The sequence below is a fragment of the Neobacillus niacini genome (assembly GCF_000759675.1).
GTDB lineage: Bacteria > Bacillota > Bacilli > Bacillales > Cytobacillaceae > Neobacillus > Neobacillus niacini_A.
Map to the genome: position 1 here is coordinate 176,436 of NZ_BAWM01000006.1, position 17,029 is coordinate 193,464.

A 17,029-nucleotide genomic window follows, 5' to 3' on the forward strand; every position below is an offset into this window, starting at 1 on the left:
TCGTCACTTTTTCGGGCAGAATCGAGCCATGATTGTTACCGAAATCATCGCTAGTCAACATTATCGGTCACAATTCAGCATTGATTGTGACCGAAAACTTGGCTCATCAACCTTTTCGAGCACAATCAAGTAATAAAAGAAAAATGACGTTTAGCAGACGTCATTTTTTTGTGCTGGTATAGTATTAACCCGACTATCAAAATGAATCAGTCACGCCAACATCCTTTATCTCATACGATACATTATCTTAAGCGGGGTGATTTTGATGAGTAATTGGTTAAAAGCCGGTATTCTACTATATCTTTCACTGCTGTTTTTTGGGAGTTTCATCGCTATAGGTGTAGTATGGACAGGAGAACTTGATGAATCACTGCCCTTTATTGATGACATAAAGGTCTTTTTGTATTATTTTTTCGCTGGATCGATCGGAGGTTCACTCCGACACCTTTACATGTTTTGCTCGCACTATATGGAGGATGATTTAAACGATCACCGGAAGTGGATTATGTACATTTTTTACCCGATATTCGCAACTGGAACAGCGATAGTGGCAGTCACCTTAATCCAAAGCGGAATCTTATTAATTGAATTCGTCGACTTTGACGATACTCCATATGCGCAAATAAGCCTTGCCTTCTTTGTGGGGTTCGGTTTCAACCGCTTCGTAAACAAACTTAACGCTGTATCAAAAGATATATTCAAAACCAATCAGCAGCAATCCCACAACGCAGAAACAAAAGAAAAACAGCCAGAGTCCCAATAATGGTGACAGGCACCATTTATACATGCAAATCTGTGCAGAAAAAGTCGGATTGGTTCATTTTATTTCTGCTATTCTAATTGAAGAAAGGAGGTCATTTGATGGAATCGATAAAAAGATTGAATGAAGCATTAGGATATATAGAAGAAAATTTGACGAGTGATATTGATTTTAAAGAAGTGGCTAGGGTCGCTTTTTGCTCGGAATATCATTTTCAGAGAATGTTTTCTTATCTTGCGGGTGTTTCGCTGTCGGAATATATTCGTCGCAGGCGTCTTTCCCGTGCCGCCTTTGAATTGATAAATAGTAATGTGAGGATATTGGATATAGCCATTAAATATGGGTACTGCTCACCAGATTCCTTTACAAGAGCTTTTCAAAGTTTGCATGGAATCACCCCATCGGAAGCCAGGAATAATGGGCAGTCATTGAAAGCTTTTCCAAGAATGACCTTTCATTTATCTATTCAAGGGGGAAATGAAATGAACTATCGAATTGTCGAAAAAGAAGCATTTCATCTAGTCGGAATTAAGAAGAGAGTTCCGATAATTTTCAACGGAGTAAATCCAGAGATTGCCGCAATGTGGAAAAGCTTAGATATGGAGAAAATTAACACGCTAAAACAATTATCTAATGTTGAGCCTGTAGGATTGCTTAGCGCGTCGACGAATTTTTCAGAAGGGCGAATGGAGGAAAAAGGGGAGTTAGATCATTATATCGGAGTGGCAACCAATAAAGAGTGCCCCGAGGATCTAACGAAACTTGAAGTCCCAGCCTTAACTTGGGCAGTTTTTGAAGCAATAGGACCATTTCCGGATACGCTGCAGAATGTATGGGGCCGAATCTATTCAGAATGGTTTCCTACATCGAATTATGAACTAGCAGTCGGACCAGAAATATTGTGGAATCAGCATAAAGACGTTTCCTCACCAACATTTAGAAGTGAAATTTGGGTCCCAGTTTCCCAAAAAAATTAACAAATACCTGAATCTATTTTCTTTACGAAAATAGATTCTTTGTTTATTACGGCTCTGTCCAACTACTATAAGTTTGATTAGGTAAAATTAGACATAAACCTGCACGATGGGTTACTTTATAGTTCACAATATAGACATATATTATCGTAATTTTCTAAATATGTTTCGACATTAATTGGATGTTTTCTAGTAAAGATTTTTTTAATGAGATGTTTATTATGAATTTTACAGTGAAATTTGTAACAAAAAGTTAAAAATGGTCAGTTTTTTTGATTTTTCAATAAATAATATGTTTGGTAAAATAAAAATACAATTACAAAAAATATAGAAGATAAGAATTCAATAGATAAAAATGAGTAGAAATGTGTAGAAGTATATTTGGAGGGGCTCCAATCGTAGTTATTTATAGGAGGGCTTTTTATGTATTTCAAAGTAAGGTTCTGGAGAAGATTAACAAAAAAACAGAAGATAAGATTACTAAGACAAAAAGCTCACATTAATTTAAACAGTAAAGGATTTACTGCATAATTGGTATAAATCTAAAACAAGTTTCAAAAAATTAGTCGATTAAAAACAAAACACTGTCTTCAATGGACGGTGTTTTGATTTTTTCGCTTATTTCCTTTTTTCATTATAGCGATCATAAAGGGTTAAATCTATGTCCTTGCCCAAAGTTATACAACATGTTACCATAAGGTCACATGAAAAACACGTGACTTTCTAGGCGCATGTTTTGTAATCCTTAAAGAAAGTAGAGTAAATTGTAGATGGTAGATGTAGTAACAGACATCATTATTAACTGCCCTATTAAACAAATATCAGAGTATGCTGCGAACCCGGATCATGCCCCAGAATGGTATGTAAATATTCAATCAGCAGAGTGGAGATCTCCAAAACCACTCGTGATAGGTTCTCAAATTACTTTTAAAGCAAAGTTTCTCGGTAGAGAACTTGCCTATGTGTATGAAATTGTTGAACTCATTCCAGGAAAGAAACTAGTGATGAAAACCGCTCAAGGACCCTTTCCAATGAAGACTATCTATACTTGGCAGGAGATTGATGCAAATCGAACGAAAATGACTTTAAGAAATACAGGAAATCCCACTGGTTTTTCAAAAATATTCTCACCGTTTATGTCTCCAATGATGAAGAAAGCGAACATGAAAGATTTGAAGAAAATTAAGGGCATCCTTGAAAAATAATCTAAAAATGACAAAACACGCTCCAACCATGAGGTGTTTTGTCATTTATTTTTATTTACTATCCGATTAATATTTTCTCTTCTGCATATCTTACTTTGGCTTCTTTTCGAGGATTCAATAGAGCAAATGCCATAGTTAAGGGCCCAAGTCTTCCTATGAACATCATGATGGTAATTAATATCCTTCCAAATGGGGACAGTTCTGGTGTGAAATTTGCCGACAATCCCACTGTTCCAAAGGCTGAAATGGTTTCAAATAGCAGTTTGCTCATATCCGCTTTTTCAGTAAAAGTTAGTAAAAAAAAGATGAGAAAGATAAAAAATATAGCTGCTACGACGATGGACAAAGATTTATTTACCAATTCCCATGCAATTCTTCGTTTAAACAGGTTCACATTGTCCCGATTGGTCACGACTGCCCAAAAAGCAAGAACAATAATGGCAAAGGTTGTTACTTTAATTCCACCACCAGTAGATCCAGAAGATGCACCTATAAACATGAGTGCCATCATAAAAACAAGAGATGAAAGATTCATGGCTCCAATATCAATAGTATTAAAACCAGCGGTCCTGGTTACGACGCCTTGAAAATAGGAAGCCCAAAGCTTATCTTCAAAAGCAAGGTTTCCAATAGTAGCCGAATTACTATATTCGGAAATCAAGATAATTAGAAATCCAACAATATTTAAAAAGAGTGACATGAGTAGTGCCACTTTAGAGTGCAGGGAAAGTTTACGAAAAGATTTTTTAGCCCATAAATCAAGAATTACGGTAAAACCAATGCCCCCTGTAATGAAAAGAGTAGTGATGGCGATGTTTACCGTAGGGTCACCAACCCATTTACTTAAATTATCAGGTTCAAGCCCAAAACCCGCATTATTAAATGCCGATATCGAATGGAATACTCCATAATAAATGGCTTTCCCAAGTGGCATTTCAAATGACCAACGAATCGCTAAAGCAGTAGCTCCAAGCAATTCAACAATAAATGTAATTAGAATGATCCGCTTTACTAAGGTTACAACACCTGCAAGAGAAAATACGTTCAATGAATCTTGAAGCAGTAATCGCTCCTTTAATCCAATCTTTTTCCCTAAGATAATGAACATAAATATCCCTGTGGTCATAAAACCCCAGCCGCCAATCTGAATCAAGCAGAGGAGAACAATCTCTCCAAACAAGGTAAAGGTTGTTCCCGTATCCACAACAGCCAAACCGGTTACACAAACGGCTGAGGTGGCCTCAAATAAAGCATCAATAAAGCTTAGTCCACGGCCCTCTTCATAAGTGGCAATCGGGAGCATGAAAAGAAAAGTCCCCAATAATATTAGACCACCGAAGCCCAAAACCAGTATTTGCGCAGGGTGCATTTTAATTAAATTACCTTTTCTTTTATATAATTTCACTTTTTTGTCTCCCTTAAAAATCCATAATGAAATACTGATATTGGTAATAATATCAAAAAGACGAGCGTAGGTGGTAGTGATTATTGTGCTCAAATTAACTTGAAACAAGTGTTTTTATTTTGATAGGTTGAACCAAATCTTGGTATGATATAGTACGGTAGATATAAATAGTGATAAACGGGGGCAAGAAAATGTACAGCTTTAAGAACGATTACAGCGAAGGGGCACATCCTAGAATACTGAATGCATTACTTGAAACAAACATGGAGCAGGACGAAGGGTACGGGGAAGATCGCTATTCGCGAAAAGCTATCGAACTCATTAAAGAAAAAATTGGACGAAATGACATTGATATTCACTTTATATCAGGGGGAACACAAACCAATCTTATCGCGATTTCAGCTTTTTTGAGACCTCATGAAGCAGCAATCGCAGTAAGTAGCGGACATATTCTCGGACATGAAACAGGTGCCATTGAGGCAACAGGTCATAAAATTCTATCTGTTGAGGGCAAAAATGGAAAACTAACCCCTGCAGACTTACAGGTAGTCCTTGATGCCCATCCGGATGAGCACATGGTGAAGCCTAAGCTAGTATACATATCAAACTCTACAGAAATAGGTTCCATTTATACAAAGCGCGAACTTCAGGAATTACATGATTTCTGCCAACATAACCAACTTATTTTGTACATGGATGGTGCGAGACTTGGTTCTGCATTGTGTTCGGAAGTGAATGACCTTCAGTTGTGCGATCTCCCTAAGCTGGTGGATGCTTTCTATATTGGTGGAACCAAGAATGGAGCTCTAATTGGTGAGGCATTAGTTATTAGCCGTGAATCTTTAAAGGAAGATTTTCGTTATCATATTAAGCAAAAAGGAGCGCTCCTTGCAAAAGGAAGATTGATGGGCATACAGTTTCTTGAACTTTTTCGAGATAATTTGTTCTTTGATTTGGCCATCCATGCCAATAAAATGGCAGGTAGGATTAGAGAGCAACTTTTAAATGCGAATGTCAAGTTTCTTACACACTCACCTTCCAACCAAATTTTTCCGATTCTGCCGAATGCAGTTATCACTGAGCTGCAAAACAAATATGCATTTCATATTTGGGAGAAGGTAGATTCTGATTCTTCCGCTATTCGCTTCGTAACATCGTGGGCAACCAAAGAGGAAGAGGTAACGAGTCTTATTGAGGATCTGAAAAAGTTCTTATAACATGGATTAATAAAAAAAGGATGCAAAAGGAGATAGTCCAGCCTAAAAGTATCCTTTTTTTCTGAAGAAAAACTATTTGATTTGTTAAAATACAGAGAATATTTTTATAATGGACTTGGTAAGAATTTTTCAGGTAAAAAAGTATCATCATAATACTATGGGAGGTGTGAATAATGGGTTTTTTAGATAAATTATTTGGGACACAAACAAAGGAGGAAGAAACAATGACAAATGAAAAAGTAAACATTGGAATTATTTTAGGTAGCACACGTCAAGGGCGCGTTAGTCCACAAGTAGGTGAATGGGTAAAAGGAATTGCTGATAAACGTAGTGACGCAAATTATGAAATTGTCGATATTGCTGATTACAATTTACCATTTTTAGGCACAACGGATGGTTCAGAACCAGGAATTGGTGCTTGGAATGAAAAACTTGCTAACTTAGATGGATTTGTTTTCATTGTTCAAGAATACAATCACAGCATTACGGGTGCATTGAAAAATGCAATGGATTTCGCACGCGAAGCTTGGAACAACAAAGCTGCCGGAATCGTAAGTTATGGCTCAACAGGCGGAGCCCGTGCTGCTGAGCATTTACGTGGAATCTGCGGTGAATTAAAAATTGCCGATGTTCGTACACATCCAACTTTGAGCTTATTTACGGATTTTGTAAATGGTTCTGAATTTAAACCGCAAGAATTACATCTTAATAATGTCAATGCCATGCTTGGTGAAGTGGAGCAATGGAGTAAAGCATTAAAAACTGTAAGATAATACAGAAATAATAGAGTGTTGGTCTAATAACAACAGGACAGTATCCCATAATGAAGAAAAAGGCGGATTTCACATTTGGAAATCCGCTGTTTTTCATGTAAAAAAAGATAATGATATCAATTTGAAAAAATAACGATGTTCATTCATACTTGGAGGTAAACAACTTACTAAAAGAAGGGATTTGTACCATGCGTATTAATGATTTACATATATGGGTGTCAAAGCTCGGACTTACTCCACATCCTGAAGGTGGTTATTATAAAAGAACTTTTGAGTCAGACGAACAAATTAATGATAACGAATTATCCGTCAATTTCGAGGGGGTACGTAAACTTTATACAAGTATTTATTTTCTTTTAACGTCTGAAGATGTGTCTCATTTTCATCGGCTCAAGTCAGACGAACTCTGGTACTACCATGGTGGGAGTTCTTTGAGCATTCATGTTATTGATGAAAGTGGCGAATATCAGGAAATAAAGTTAGGAATGAATCTTGATGACGGCGAAGTACCCCAAGTCTTAGTGAAGAAAAATTCAATATTTGGATCATCTGTTAGTGAAAAGGATATATGTTCACTGGTTGGCTGTATGGTTTCACCAGGATTTGAATTCCGAGATTTTGAATTATTTACACAGAAAGAACTGTTAGATAAATATCCTCAACATCAAGAAATCATCATGAAGTTAGCATATAAACAGCTACCAGTTTAAATTGGAGTGTTACGTAGTATGTTGGAATGAACAAAGAGGATTATTCGTGATGATAGTGATAGGAATGATTCATTGGTATTACATAAAAATACAAATAGGAATCAATATCACAATTCTAACCATGAACTCGCGCATACAACCCACTCCTTCCTGAGTCCTTGTTAAGTTCAGTATAGAAGAGGTTTATTAAGACAGAGTTGATGAATTGTAAATTTTATGTCAATTAAAGCAAAATACAGAATTTATAGTGACCGAAATCCGAGTGAAGTCTAAAGCACGGTAACTATAGAGCAGTAATAATGACCATAATACAAGTGAAAATCAAAGATTGGTAACAATAGAGCATTTATAGTTACCGTAATCCAAGTGAATTCAAAAGTATTAGCGGTAAAAATTTTCCCGTTCATCTTTTTTATCCTAACAGCATTGGTATTGAACAACGAGTACTCTGAGGAGTTAGTAGAAAAAGTTGACGAGAATAACAAGGATTAATAAACTGAAAGAGGTTTCTTTTCTTTTGGCTATGTTAAAGACAATTGTTGATTTTGCAACACTGTTGATTGGAGCGGAAGGCACGAAGACTCCTGCGGGAGGACGGGGCAGGGGAGACCCCACAGGCGCTTAGCGCCGAGGAGGCTCCCCGTACCGCCCGCGGAAAGCGAAGTGCCTGGAGCGCAAATCAACAGACTAATATAACACAGCCTTTCTTTTAAAAAAATCATGAAACTTAAGGGTGAAAGCAAAAAGTATGGAACAAAAAGAACCTCTTTTAACATTTGAATTTGCAGATTCTAAAGGAAATATAAAACCATTAACGTTCCAAAGTCCGGTCAGAGTAATTAGCGCTTACAAGGTGGAAGATGTTTTATCTAGTTTTCAGCTAGTTCAAGATGCTGTAGAAAAAGGTTATTACGCTGCTGGATTTTTATCATATGAAAGTGCACCTGCATTTGATTCGGCCTTCAAGGTAAAGAGCGGGAGTACATTTCCTTTGTTCTGGTTTGGTATTTTTTCAGAACCCGAACAACCCCGACCTAGAAGCATTGGAGAATTTACCGTAACCGAATGGAAACCATCTATTACAATGGAGGAGTATAATCAAGCAATTACTTCTATTAAAAATTCAATACAGTGCGGAGATACATACCAAACCAATTATACGATCCGTCTCTATTCACAATTTAAAGGGGATGATCTAGCTTTTTATAATAGGTTAAAAAAAGCACAAAACTCTAATTATTGTGCTTACATAAATACGGGTGAACATAGTATTTTGTCTGCTTCTCCAGAGTTGTTTTTTCAGCTAGATAATGGAAAAATTACGACACGACCGATGAAAGGGACGATAAAAAGAGGGGCAACGTATTCGGAGGATGCCGCTAACGCAGATTGGCTTTTTCATTCGGAGAAAAACCGTGCCGAAAATCTTATGATTGTTGATTTGCTACGGAATGACCTCGGAATGATTGCGGAATCTGGCACCGTTAACGTTGAGAAGCTTTTTGAAATTGAACAGTATCCAACCGTTCACCAAATGACCTCTACGATTTCAGCACAGGTTTCAGAAAATACGAGCCTCGTTGATATCTTTAAAGCTCTTTTTCCATGCGGGTCAATTACAGGAGCACCAAAGATTAGCACTATGGACATCATTGCAGACTTAGAAAATGAACCACGTGAGGTTTACTGCGGGGCAATCGGCTACATTACTCCAAACAAGGAGGCCATTTTTAATGTACCAATCAGAACGGTGCTGATTGACCATTTATCTGGGAACGCAGTCTATGGTGTGGGCGGAGGAGTTACTTGGGATTCGACATCGGAAGGGGAATACCATGAGATTCTTGCGAAAGCAAAGCTGTTAGAAGAAAAACCGGTGGAATTTCAATTGTTAGAAAGTATATTACTAGACAATGGAGATTATTTTTTGCTTGAGGAGCATCTGAAACGGTTAGAGAATTCAGCTCGGTATTTTGGTTATCAATACGAAGTTGAAAAAATAAATAGATCCTTAAATGTGTTTGGAGATAAAAATCGTAACGGGTTGTTAAAGGTTCGTTTACTTTTAGAAAAAAATGGAGAACTGACGATTGAAGGTCAGCCTATCTCGCAACAAGATGCTGTGTTAAAGGTAATACTAGCCGATGAACCGGTGGATAAGACCAATCTATTCTTGTATCATAAAACGACCAATCGCGAGATTTACTCTACTTTTCAAAAACAAAAACCACTAGAAGCTTTTGATGTACTGCTATGGAATAAAGCGGATGAGCTAACGGAGTTTACAAATGGCAACGTTGTTTTGGAAATAGACGGGACCTTATGGACACCACCAGTATCGAGCGGGTTACTGGCAGGAACTTTTCGTGACAGATTAATACAAATAGCGGGAATTTATGAAAAAACACTCACCAAATCTGATTTAAATAAGGCAACAAGAGTTTGGTTTATCAATAGTGTCCGAAAATGGAAAGAGGTTCAATTTATATAAAATCCTCTTTCATTCATAGGAAAGCTCACTATGATAATAAATAGTGGTAGTTGCAATTGGAGGTACAAATCGCTATGGTTTGTTTCCTCTTTTTTGTTAATATATCAAAAATTCAAATTAAATTTACAAATGAAATGGCATACAATTTGCATTATGCTATAATTCTAATATTATTAAACAGCTTTTAAAAGAAAGGTAACACAGATGAAAAAGACGTTAATACTTATTGGAATTGGGTTTTTATTAATAGCTCTTTTATTCGCAGGAATGTTTAAAGTAACGAAATTAAGAACCTTTCAATTATTTGGAGGTTTAACATATAAAGTTGAAACGGAAAACAAGGTCATTGCTTTAACATTTGATGACGGTCCGACAAAGAACGTGGATCAGATTCTGCCTTTATTGGATAAATACAAGGCAAAAGCTACTTTTTTCCTTATCGGAAAAGATATTGTAAAACACCCTGAAGAAGCTAAAAAATTGGTAGAAGCAGGGCATCAAATTGGAAATCACACTTATTCACACGAAAGAATGGTTTTAAAATCTCCTACTTTTATTAAAGAGGAAATTGAAAAAACAGATGAGTTGATTCGAAAAGCTGGGTATAAGGGCGAAATCGACTTTCGACCTCCCTATGGAAAAAAACTTGTGGGATTACCTTATTATTTAAATAAGCACAACAGAGAAACGATTATGTGGTCTTTAGAACCGGATACGTATTACACAAGTGCAGATGAAAAAGTAAATTATGTAATTGAAAACATTATACCAGGATCGATCATCTTGCTGCATCCAATGTACGATCAAACAGGTGGGGAAATCCAAGCAATCGAAGATATTTTACAAAAACTAACGAACGATGGGTATAAATTTGTGACCGTGGATCAACTACAGGAATTATGATTGGTTTCTTTAAAACTGTTCTGTTGATGATTATTCTAAATCTATTAAACTGACTAATCCTTAAGTTTTTAAGACCAGCTGCCATTCTTAGGCGGCTTTTTCTTATATAGCTAATTTTAAAAGTAATTCAATCGGTTCGCTCCGGAATCTTATCAAAATCTTAATAAAGTTCCTCACTAAGCGTTAAGATTTGCTGGTTATAATAAAGGCAATGATAGATTGGAAGGGAATCTACGTCTTGTATTGTTCAACGAATTTTATGCACCTAATGGGTCTGGATAGTTAGGCAAAGATTAATAAAATGGAGTAATTCTTTTCTTAGGAAGGAAGCTCCCCACTATTTAAAATAATTACTCCTAAAAGTTTAAGAATATCTTAAGGATTCTATAAAACTTTTCTTAAGTTTTTTTATGTATAGTAAATACAGAGAGGTTTTCTTGATCGACTTTTAAGGAGGCTAATTATGATAGAAAAACAGGTGTATATTCTTTTAACGAATACTGGTTCCTTCTTAACCAAATTGATAAAGCTATATACGAAAAAACCATATAATCATGCATCAATAGCCTTTGATAGTAATTTATCAGAGGTATATAGCTTTGGGAGAAAAACAGCCCGTAACCCATTTATTGGAGGTTTTGTAAAGGAAGATGTCATGGCAGGTTTATTTAAACAAGCTGACTGTGCCATTTATTCTATCACAGTAACAGAGGTTCATTTTCAAAAGATGAATCACTATTTACAAGAAATTGAAACACAAAAGAAACATTATCGGTATAATTTTTTAGGATTATTCGGTGTTATGTTTAATAAGCCAATAAAAAGAAAAAATGCTTTCTTCTGTTCTCAATTTGTTGCTTATGTACTAAAGGAGTCTAACATCATTGATTTTGAGAAGCCACTGTCACTAGTAGCACCATATGATTTACAAAGTATTTCTAAATTTCAATTAGTGTATGAAGGAAAGCTAAAGGATTATCATAATGAAAATGACTCAGTTCGGTTGACTGAGCCATTCATTTATCATTCCAAAAACGCCTGTCTATTTTAATTGTCATTTACTTATTGATGATAGTACTGCGAATTCAGACATCAATCCTAACTTTGACGTAACTGTTACGGCAACCAAGAAATATAGTAGCAGTAGCAAAATCGCGATTATGAATAAAACCAAAATGACTTTTCTTTTAGCTGTAAAGTAGGAAGGGTGTTCGAGATATTTTTTCATTATCGGGTTTGTTCCCATGATTTTATCCCAAATAAGAGAAATCCAGAAGTACATCATGAATAAATAACCTAAAAAGATTGTGACTTTAATCCAAATAGGCGGTAACAAGACGATGGCAAAAGTTGTGACATTAATCATGACAAGATAGCCACTTACATACGAGTAATTTCTTAAAAAGACTTTTATGAACAATTCGATAAAGCCATTACTTTGTGAACGTTCTTTGAAAATACGTTTAGAATTGCGAAAGAAAAGAGGCTTCGTTCTTTTTGTTACCACCGGCTTTTCGATTTCTGGTGCCATTGTAAAAATAAGTTGAATGTTCCGAGTTTTATTCGTTTGTTCCATATCCACTTCATGATCGATTGAACTCAGTTTTATTATTGTCCGCAAACTTAGATAGATTGCAATCAACATTATTAGCGATCCACCAATATATATCGGGAGCCATATTCCTATTTCCCACAAGTAATAAATCAGTTGACTCAACCAGCTTGCTAAGATAAAAGCTATAACACTACATGCAATTTTTTTAAATCTAGTTTCGATTTTTACCAAATGATACTTAACCAACATCAAAACTGTTTTTAAGGAAATAAAGTAAAACATGAGAATTCCAATTTGCTTCCACTCAAAATGATAATGGTTAAGGAGAAAGGGGAGAAGAACGACTATCGCTCCAATTGTGATTACTGCTTGATATACAAGTGTATAGCCATACCCCCATTTTTTCATCCCCCAGAAAAGATTAAACTTCTTGATCAAAAAGACTTTGTCCGCTGCTTCAAGATATGTACGAATGTTTCCATTCCACGAAAGAAGATAGAGGAGAAAGAATAGAAGAAAAAATGGAACGTTTTCAATCCAGCTTGGAATATCAGTCCACCATGAACGGTAAATAAATAGAAAAATCGTTATCGCTGGCAAAACAATATACAGCATCACGGTCCAATCAGCGATCGTTTTTATCAGGCTATACTGATAGCGCCATCCTTTAAGTAATCGATTTAAAAAAAGCTTACTACTACTCATTTTGATTTCCTTCTGAAATCTGATGGAAACAGTCATAAAGTGAACCGTTTGGAAGCTGACACTGAGTCCTAATTTCATCTAAGGTTCCTATCGCCATCAACTTTCCCTTGTCGATAATGATGAATCGATCACATACTTTTTCAGCTGTATCTAGTACATGGGTGGACATAAGAATTCCAGCGCCACGAGTACGTTCTTTCTGGATAGAAGCTAGAAAAAGCTTCATCGCATTTGGATCTAAACCAATAAAAGGCTCATCAATAATATAAAAAGAGGGATTCGTGATCATCGCCAAAATCAGCATCGCTTTTTGCTGCATTCCTTTTGAATACTTGATTGGAAATTCATGAGCATGGTCCGCTAGATTATATAATTCAAGTAATTCGTTCGCTTTTTCTTTAAATGGCTGGTCTGGCAGCCCTTCAACCGAAGACACAAAATCAAGGTGCTCCCATAAAGTTAGCTCATCATAAAAAATGGGACGTTCCGGAATATAAGAGTATGTTGTGTCATTACTAAAATATACGGTTCCAACTATATTTCCTAGCAGACCTAAAATTGTTTTGATGGTTGTACTTTTTCCTGCGCCATTGGGTCCAATTAAGCCAACGAGCTCACCTTTTTCAAGCGAGAAATGAATATCTTGTATGATGTCATTGTCTTTTTCATAACCAGCTGACTGGATATCTACTTGTAATAAACTCATTAGCATTCCTCCTACACATAATCATACGGTTTATGATCAAAAAAGTTTTGTATTTTTTGATGAAATAGAATCATGAAGGTTTACGATTGTATCTTGTAGAATGGTAGCAATGTTGATAATCGTTATTTTCCAGGAACTTTACCTGAAGAATTGGAAAATGATATTGAGAAGTTACTAAAATAATAGTTAAACGAAGGACCTCATCAGGTCCTTTTTTCTATGCTCTTAAAAAGAAAAAATGTCCACAATATTGAAATACTTGGTTATACGGAAGAATGGTAAAATAGTAATATATAGAGAATAAAAGAGGTTGGTGGATATGAACAAAACAGAGGTAATCGCACGTAGAATACTAGGCTGGAAATTAAATCGATGGGATAGATGGTATGATCCAGAACAAGGTGTTTTCATATATGATTTTCAACCTGAGGAAAGTCTTGACCATGCGCTTTTAATTGTTGAGAGGTTAAAAAGTTTTGGCTATACATATACAGCAACAGAGGAACATGAGGTTTGGTTTAATGACGTTTGCGAAAATGGTGATACGTTAGCACAAGCGATCACGAATGCAGCATTCTCTCTCGCCGACAATAGTACGATAGATGATGGATGGTTATAGAAAAACTAGTAGAGGACTCGGTCATACCCCGTGTCCTTTTTAGATGTAAAAATTTCAGTATCATGCCGATTTAAAAAATACTCGTGCCAAATTTCAATATTACGTGCCAATCCAAAATTTTACCTCATATCAAAAAAATATTTTTTCTGATCATGTCCTTTTCTACCTTTTTTCTATCAAGCTAGGTATAGTGAAGGATTTGTGCTTGATGATTTTATAAAAGTGATAGATTTAAAAGCAGCAGAATGGCAGGGTGACCCTAATTGGAACAAGTTTTTACGACCAGAGACACTGTTCGGAACATAGTTTGAATTTTATCTCAATCAGCAAGTGGCTATAAGAAATTGCTCCGAGGAGGATTTTAATCTAGATGACAAGGAAAGAGATTTACACACTAATGGATCTAATAAGGTCTTTTACGTGCAATTTGAATTCAATCATCAGTAAATTGATTGCTGGTATTTGCCTTTAAAAGAATATTCTTTTGAAAAATTACATGAGAATTTACTAATATTTTGATTGTACCACTATGAAAATTTATAATGAATGTAAGATTACTAATAGAGGTGTTAAATGTTTAAGTATACGGTTTGTTTTGTGAAAAAAGGAAATGAAATACTTATGTTAAATCGAGAGAAAGATCCTTTAATGGGAGTTTGGAATGGAGTAGGGGGAAAAATCGAGAAAGGTGAATCCCCTGATGATGGTGCCCGGCGAGAAGTTTGGGAGGAAACAGATATAAGAGTTGATGACTATTTTTCTAAAGGGACTGTAACCTGGGAAACAGCCAATGGGTTATATGTGTATTTATACGAAGTAGACCCTGCTTTCATCTATGAAACACCTAAAAAAACACGTGAAGGTATTTTAGAATGGAAATCGATTGATTGGATTCTCCACCCTGAAAACCAAGGAATTGCAAAATTAGTTCCTCAATACTTACCGGTTCTATTGAAACAAGAAGGAAACTACTCTTTCCATTACATAAATGGTCTATTGAGTTGGTGTCAAGATGCTCCAAAATTCTTAGATATTTGAGTTTAAGATGAAAAGGGTGAAGCTGTTACTGTGGCCGCTTCACCCTTTTGTTGTAGACAGATGAGTATATCCTAGATATTCCTTATCTATTTTTTGAAAGGAATGTTATCATAATATACATCAAATAATAGACGATAAAAATCATTTGACGTTTTCCTTTGTATTAGGTGCTTTTTTTGATTGTGAGTTATAGGAAATGCTGATAATAGCAGGATAGAACCACACAAGAAAAGCAAATAGATGATCCCTATTAATACGTCCATGTAACATACCTCCTTTTATTTATAAACAAAGCTTAAAGTATGAAACGCATTTCAGAGCACATCATATTTCAATACCCCGTGAGCTAGCCATTTTGAGATTTGATAACCAACCAATTGCAAAATATATGAACATCACTACCCTAGAAATTCCCTTAGTCGAAATCGGAAAAAAATTATTTCTCCAAGCCATTAACGATACAAACCCTTCGCACGAAGAGATAGTTGTAAAATTAATAGAGAGAAAAACCGTTTAAAACAAAGAACACCTCAACATAAGAGGTGTTCTTTTGCGTGGATATCATCCTTTTATTGCATAGTGCTTAAATCCGCTCTGGGTAGCATAGACTTCAAACCATTCATATTTCGGAGATTTAAACCATTCATACCTTGGCAAATACACGATGTATCTAGTATTTCCATCGGCATCAAAAATAGATTTAAAGATGGTTACATTACCAAATCCAAACGTTTTGTCCAAATATCCTTCCATTCCGTCTCTGATAATATCTTTTTTGTCTTCCTTTTCTTGCTTATGTAACTCGAGCACACCATCAATAAAAAGACTCAACAAGACCAAAGTAATAAGGATTAAAACGAAAATAAATAATTTTAACAAAACAACTTCCTCCTTTATTTTTTTAATGATTCAATATGATTTTACATTCGGTAGAAAGTGGAAGAAGTGATATAAATAACAGGGTTATAAGAAACTACAAAATTAATTTTACTGCATCTTTTTTTGACCCTGTCCTTTTTTGTTACTTATCTATATATATAGGGTGAAAGGAACAGGGAACCATCGAATGGCTGTGATTGTCCGGAGAGCTATTTAAGGTTCCTTTTTCAAAAAAAGGAGGATAATTTTATGTTTAAAATATCTCATGCAGCAGGACATGCGCTTGTCACACCAGGGAAGCAGTCTCCCGATGGATACAAAGAATGGCAGGTTACGAATGAAATTGTGGGGCTAGTGATAATGGAACTTGGTAATTATGAAGGTGTCTCTCAAAAACGGATTGATGACCCTACAGGTAAAATCGATATACCGCTTACCAAACGCTGCGAATTAATAAATAATTGGGGAGCCAATGTCCATATTGACTACCATCTGAATGCTTACGGATCAGGTTGGAACAGCGCGGGTGGAACTGAAACGTATACGTATATGACGAGACCAAAAGAGGCTGGAGCACTTGCCGAAAAAGTGCAAACTAATCTAGTCAGAGAATTAGGGTTTAGTAATCGCGGAGTTAAAGCCGCTAATTTCCAAATGATAAGAGAAACGAAAATGACTGCAATATTAATAGAGTTCGCCTTTATGACCAACCAAAACGAAGCCATGAAAATGAGGACAGCGAAGTATCAGAAAAAAGCAGCAAAAGCGGTTTTGGATGGGCTAGTTACTCAGTATGGACTGAAAAAGAAACCAGCAATATCATCATATTAAAAACTTATTGGGGTTATGGGATAGGAAAAAAGTTCTTAGAAGAATGTGTCATTGGGCAGACGCCTATGGAATATAGAAAAATTAACTTGAATGTGCTCGAGACCAATGATAAAGCTATAAAGCTGTATCAAAGATATGGCTTTGAAGTGGAAGGTATTCTAAAAAAAGATAAACTTCTATCCGACGGAAATTACTATAATACCGTTTTAATGGGGAGGTTTAATCAGTCGTAATAGCTGGGGATAGAGTTAAATTGGT

General features: G+C 35.8%; 19 protein-coding genes and 1 pseudogene. 16 read left to right on the plus strand and 4 right to left on the minus strand.

The features are described 5' to 3' along the window. Positions 1-265 precede the first annotated feature (265 nt). The 3 genes from TR08_RS03710 to TR08_RS03720 all read left to right on the plus strand — a co-directional run bounded on the left by TR08_RS03710 (position 266) and on the right by TR08_RS03720 (position 2,939). A complete protein-coding gene (locus TR08_RS03710; RefSeq protein WP_045515825.1) occupies positions 266-763 on the plus strand; it encodes a hypothetical protein in 498 nt (165 codons plus the stop codon). Between the two features lie 98 nt (positions 764-861). Further along, positions 862-1,737: an AraC family transcriptional regulator gene (locus TR08_RS03715; protein WP_045515827.1), complete on the plus strand. Its 876-nt coding sequence runs from the start codon at positions 862-864 to the stop codon at positions 1,735-1,737. A 767-nt stretch (positions 1,738-2,504) separates the two neighbouring features. Further along, positions 2,505-2,939 (plus strand): SRPBCC family protein, encoded by a 435-nt coding sequence (locus TR08_RS03720; protein WP_045515828.1) that lies wholly within the window; start codon positions 2,505-2,507, stop codon positions 2,937-2,939. 58 nt (positions 2,940-2,997) lie between these two features. Here TR08_RS03720 and TR08_RS03725 read toward each other — a convergent pair whose 3' ends face one another. After that, positions 2,998-4,377 carry a TrkH family potassium uptake protein gene (locus tag TR08_RS03725; protein ID WP_081954340.1) on the minus strand — a complete coding sequence of 460 codons (1,380 nt, stop codon included), beginning with the start codon at positions 4,375-4,377 and terminating at the stop codon, positions 2,998-3,000. A gap of 158 nt (positions 4,378-4,535) precedes the next feature. Here TR08_RS03725 and TR08_RS03730 point away from each other — a divergent pair, with 158 nt between their 5' ends. The 7 genes from TR08_RS03730 (at position 4,536) to TR08_RS03755 (ending at position 11,489) form a co-directional block, all read left to right on the plus strand. Continuing rightward, positions 4,536-5,561, plus strand: a complete 1,026-nt coding sequence (locus TR08_RS03730; RefSeq protein ID WP_045515829.1) for a threonine aldolase family protein — start codon at positions 4,536-4,538, stop codon at positions 5,559-5,561. Positions 5,562-5,734: 173 nt separating this feature from the next. Then, positions 5,735-6,334, plus strand: coding sequence for an NADPH-dependent FMN reductase (locus tag TR08_RS03735; protein ID WP_045515830.1), 600 nt, complete (start codon positions 5,735-5,737; stop codon positions 6,332-6,334). 188 nt (positions 6,335-6,522) lie between these two features. After that, positions 6,523-7,044, plus strand: a complete 522-nt coding sequence (locus tag TR08_RS03740; protein WP_045515831.1) for a cupin domain-containing protein — start codon at positions 6,523-6,525, stop codon at positions 7,042-7,044. Positions 7,045-7,513: 469 nt separating this feature from the next. Then, on the plus strand, positions 7,514-7,669 hold the full coding sequence (locus TR08_RS32345) for a hypothetical protein (protein ID WP_193747667.1): 156 nt from the start codon (positions 7,514-7,516) through the stop codon (positions 7,667-7,669). Positions 7,670-7,792: 123 nt separating this feature from the next. After that, positions 7,793-9,535, plus strand: coding sequence for an aminodeoxychorismate synthase component I (pabB, locus tag TR08_RS03745; RefSeq protein WP_045515832.1), 1,743 nt, complete (start codon positions 7,793-7,795; stop codon positions 9,533-9,535). 204 nt (positions 9,536-9,739) lie between these two features. After that, complete coding sequence (locus TR08_RS03750) at positions 9,740-10,438, plus strand: polysaccharide deacetylase family protein (protein WP_045515833.1); 699 nt, start codon at positions 9,740-9,742, stop codon at positions 10,436-10,438. Positions 10,439-10,901: 463 nt separating this feature from the next. After that, positions 10,902-11,489, plus strand: coding sequence for a hypothetical protein (locus TR08_RS03755; RefSeq protein WP_045515835.1), 588 nt, complete (start codon positions 10,902-10,904; stop codon positions 11,487-11,489). 3 nt (positions 11,490-11,492) lie between these two features. Here TR08_RS03755 and TR08_RS03760 read toward each other — a convergent pair whose 3' ends face one another. Both TR08_RS03760 and TR08_RS03765 read right to left on the minus strand, forming a co-directional pair. Next, on the minus strand, positions 11,493-12,698 hold the full coding sequence (locus TR08_RS03760; protein ID WP_045515836.1) for an ABC transporter permease: 1,206 nt from the start codon (positions 12,696-12,698) through the stop codon (positions 11,493-11,495). After that, complete coding sequence (locus TR08_RS03765; protein WP_045515837.1) at positions 12,691-13,404, minus strand: ABC transporter ATP-binding protein; 714 nt, start codon at positions 13,402-13,404, stop codon at positions 12,691-12,693. Before TR08_RS03765 ends, TR08_RS03760 begins: the two co-directional genes overlap by 8 nt. A gap of 319 nt (positions 13,405-13,723) precedes the next feature. On the opposite strand from TR08_RS03765, the gene TR08_RS03770 reads away from it, so the two are divergent. The 4 genes and pseudogenes from TR08_RS03770 to TR08_RS33030 all read left to right on the plus strand — a co-directional run bounded on the left by TR08_RS03770 (position 13,724) and on the right by TR08_RS33030 (position 15,578). Next, positions 13,724-14,023 carry a BC1872 family protein gene (locus TR08_RS03770; RefSeq protein WP_045515839.1) on the plus strand — a complete coding sequence of 100 codons (300 nt, stop codon included), beginning with the start codon at positions 13,724-13,726 and terminating at the stop codon, positions 14,021-14,023. A 189-nt stretch (positions 14,024-14,212) separates the two neighbouring features. Then, a pseudogene (locus TR08_RS33025) lies at positions 14,213-14,329 on the plus strand (conserved phage C-terminal domain-containing protein); the annotation flags it as partial. Positions 14,330-14,596: 267 nt separating this feature from the next. Further along, positions 14,597-15,061, plus strand: coding sequence for an NUDIX hydrolase (locus TR08_RS03775; RefSeq protein ID WP_045515841.1), 465 nt, complete (start codon positions 14,597-14,599; stop codon positions 15,059-15,061). Positions 15,062-15,341: 280 nt separating this feature from the next. Next, positions 15,342-15,578: a substrate-binding domain-containing protein gene (locus TR08_RS33030; RefSeq protein ID WP_274520991.1), complete on the plus strand. Its 237-nt coding sequence runs from the start codon at positions 15,342-15,344 to the stop codon at positions 15,576-15,578. 44 nt (positions 15,579-15,622) lie between these two features. Here the strand turns inward: TR08_RS33030 and TR08_RS03780 are convergent, their stop codons facing one another. Next, on the minus strand, positions 15,623-15,940 hold the full coding sequence (locus TR08_RS03780) for a hypothetical protein (protein WP_045515843.1): 318 nt from the start codon (positions 15,938-15,940) through the stop codon (positions 15,623-15,625). A 249-nt stretch (positions 15,941-16,189) separates the two neighbouring features. On the opposite strand from TR08_RS03780, the gene TR08_RS33035 reads away from it, so the two are divergent. Then, positions 16,190-16,771, plus strand: a complete 582-nt coding sequence (locus TR08_RS33035) for an N-acetylmuramoyl-L-alanine amidase family protein (protein WP_045515844.1) — start codon at positions 16,190-16,192, stop codon at positions 16,769-16,771. Beyond that, positions 16,765-17,004: a GNAT family N-acetyltransferase gene (locus TR08_RS33040; protein ID WP_238579073.1), complete on the plus strand. Its 240-nt coding sequence runs from the start codon at positions 16,765-16,767 to the stop codon at positions 17,002-17,004. The genes TR08_RS33035 and TR08_RS33040 overlap by 7 nt, the downstream gene beginning before the upstream one ends. Positions 17,005-17,029: the final 25 nt, after the last annotated feature.

What these genes read in the sequence shown, in the direction of transcription:
- TR08_RS03710 (WP_045515825.1), top strand. Translation starts at nt 266, where the DNA reads ATGAGTAATTGGTTAAAAGCCGGTATTCTACTATATCTTTCACTGCTG.
- TR08_RS03715 (WP_045515827.1), top strand. Translation starts at nt 862, where the DNA reads ATGGAATCGATAAAAAGATTGAATGAAGCATTAGGATATATAGAAGAA.
- TR08_RS03720 (WP_045515828.1), top strand. Translation starts at nt 2,505, where the DNA reads ATGGTAGATGTAGTAACAGACATCATTATTAACTGCCCTATTAAACAA.
- TR08_RS03730 (WP_045515829.1), top strand. Translation starts at nt 4,536, where the DNA reads ATGTACAGCTTTAAGAACGATTACAGCGAAGGGGCACATCCTAGAATA.
- TR08_RS03735 (WP_045515830.1), top strand. Translation starts at nt 5,735, where the DNA reads ATGGGTTTTTTAGATAAATTATTTGGGACACAAACAAAGGAGGAAGAA.
- TR08_RS03740 (WP_045515831.1), top strand. Translation starts at nt 6,523, where the DNA reads ATGCGTATTAATGATTTACATATATGGGTGTCAAAGCTCGGACTTACT.
- pabB (WP_045515832.1), top strand. Translation starts at nt 7,793, where the DNA reads ATGGAACAAAAAGAACCTCTTTTAACATTTGAATTTGCAGATTCTAAA.
- TR08_RS03750 (WP_045515833.1), top strand. Translation starts at nt 9,740, where the DNA reads ATGAAAAAGACGTTAATACTTATTGGAATTGGGTTTTTATTAATAGCT.
- TR08_RS03755 (WP_045515835.1), top strand. Translation starts at nt 10,902, where the DNA reads ATGATAGAAAAACAGGTGTATATTCTTTTAACGAATACTGGTTCCTTC.
- TR08_RS03760 (WP_045515836.1), bottom strand. Translation starts at nt 12,698, where the DNA reads ATGAGTAGTAGTAAGCTTTTTTTAAATCGATTACTTAAAGGATGGCGC.
- TR08_RS03765 (WP_045515837.1), bottom strand. Translation starts at nt 13,404, where the DNA reads ATGAGTTTATTACAAGTAGATATCCAGTCAGCTGGTTATGAAAAAGAC.
- TR08_RS03770 (WP_045515839.1), top strand. Translation starts at nt 13,724, where the DNA reads ATGAACAAAACAGAGGTAATCGCACGTAGAATACTAGGCTGGAAATTA.
- TR08_RS03775 (WP_045515841.1), top strand. Translation starts at nt 14,597, where the DNA reads ATGTTTAAGTATACGGTTTGTTTTGTGAAAAAAGGAAATGAAATACTT.
- TR08_RS33035 (WP_045515844.1), top strand. Translation starts at nt 16,190, where the DNA reads ATGTTTAAAATATCTCATGCAGCAGGACATGCGCTTGTCACACCAGGG.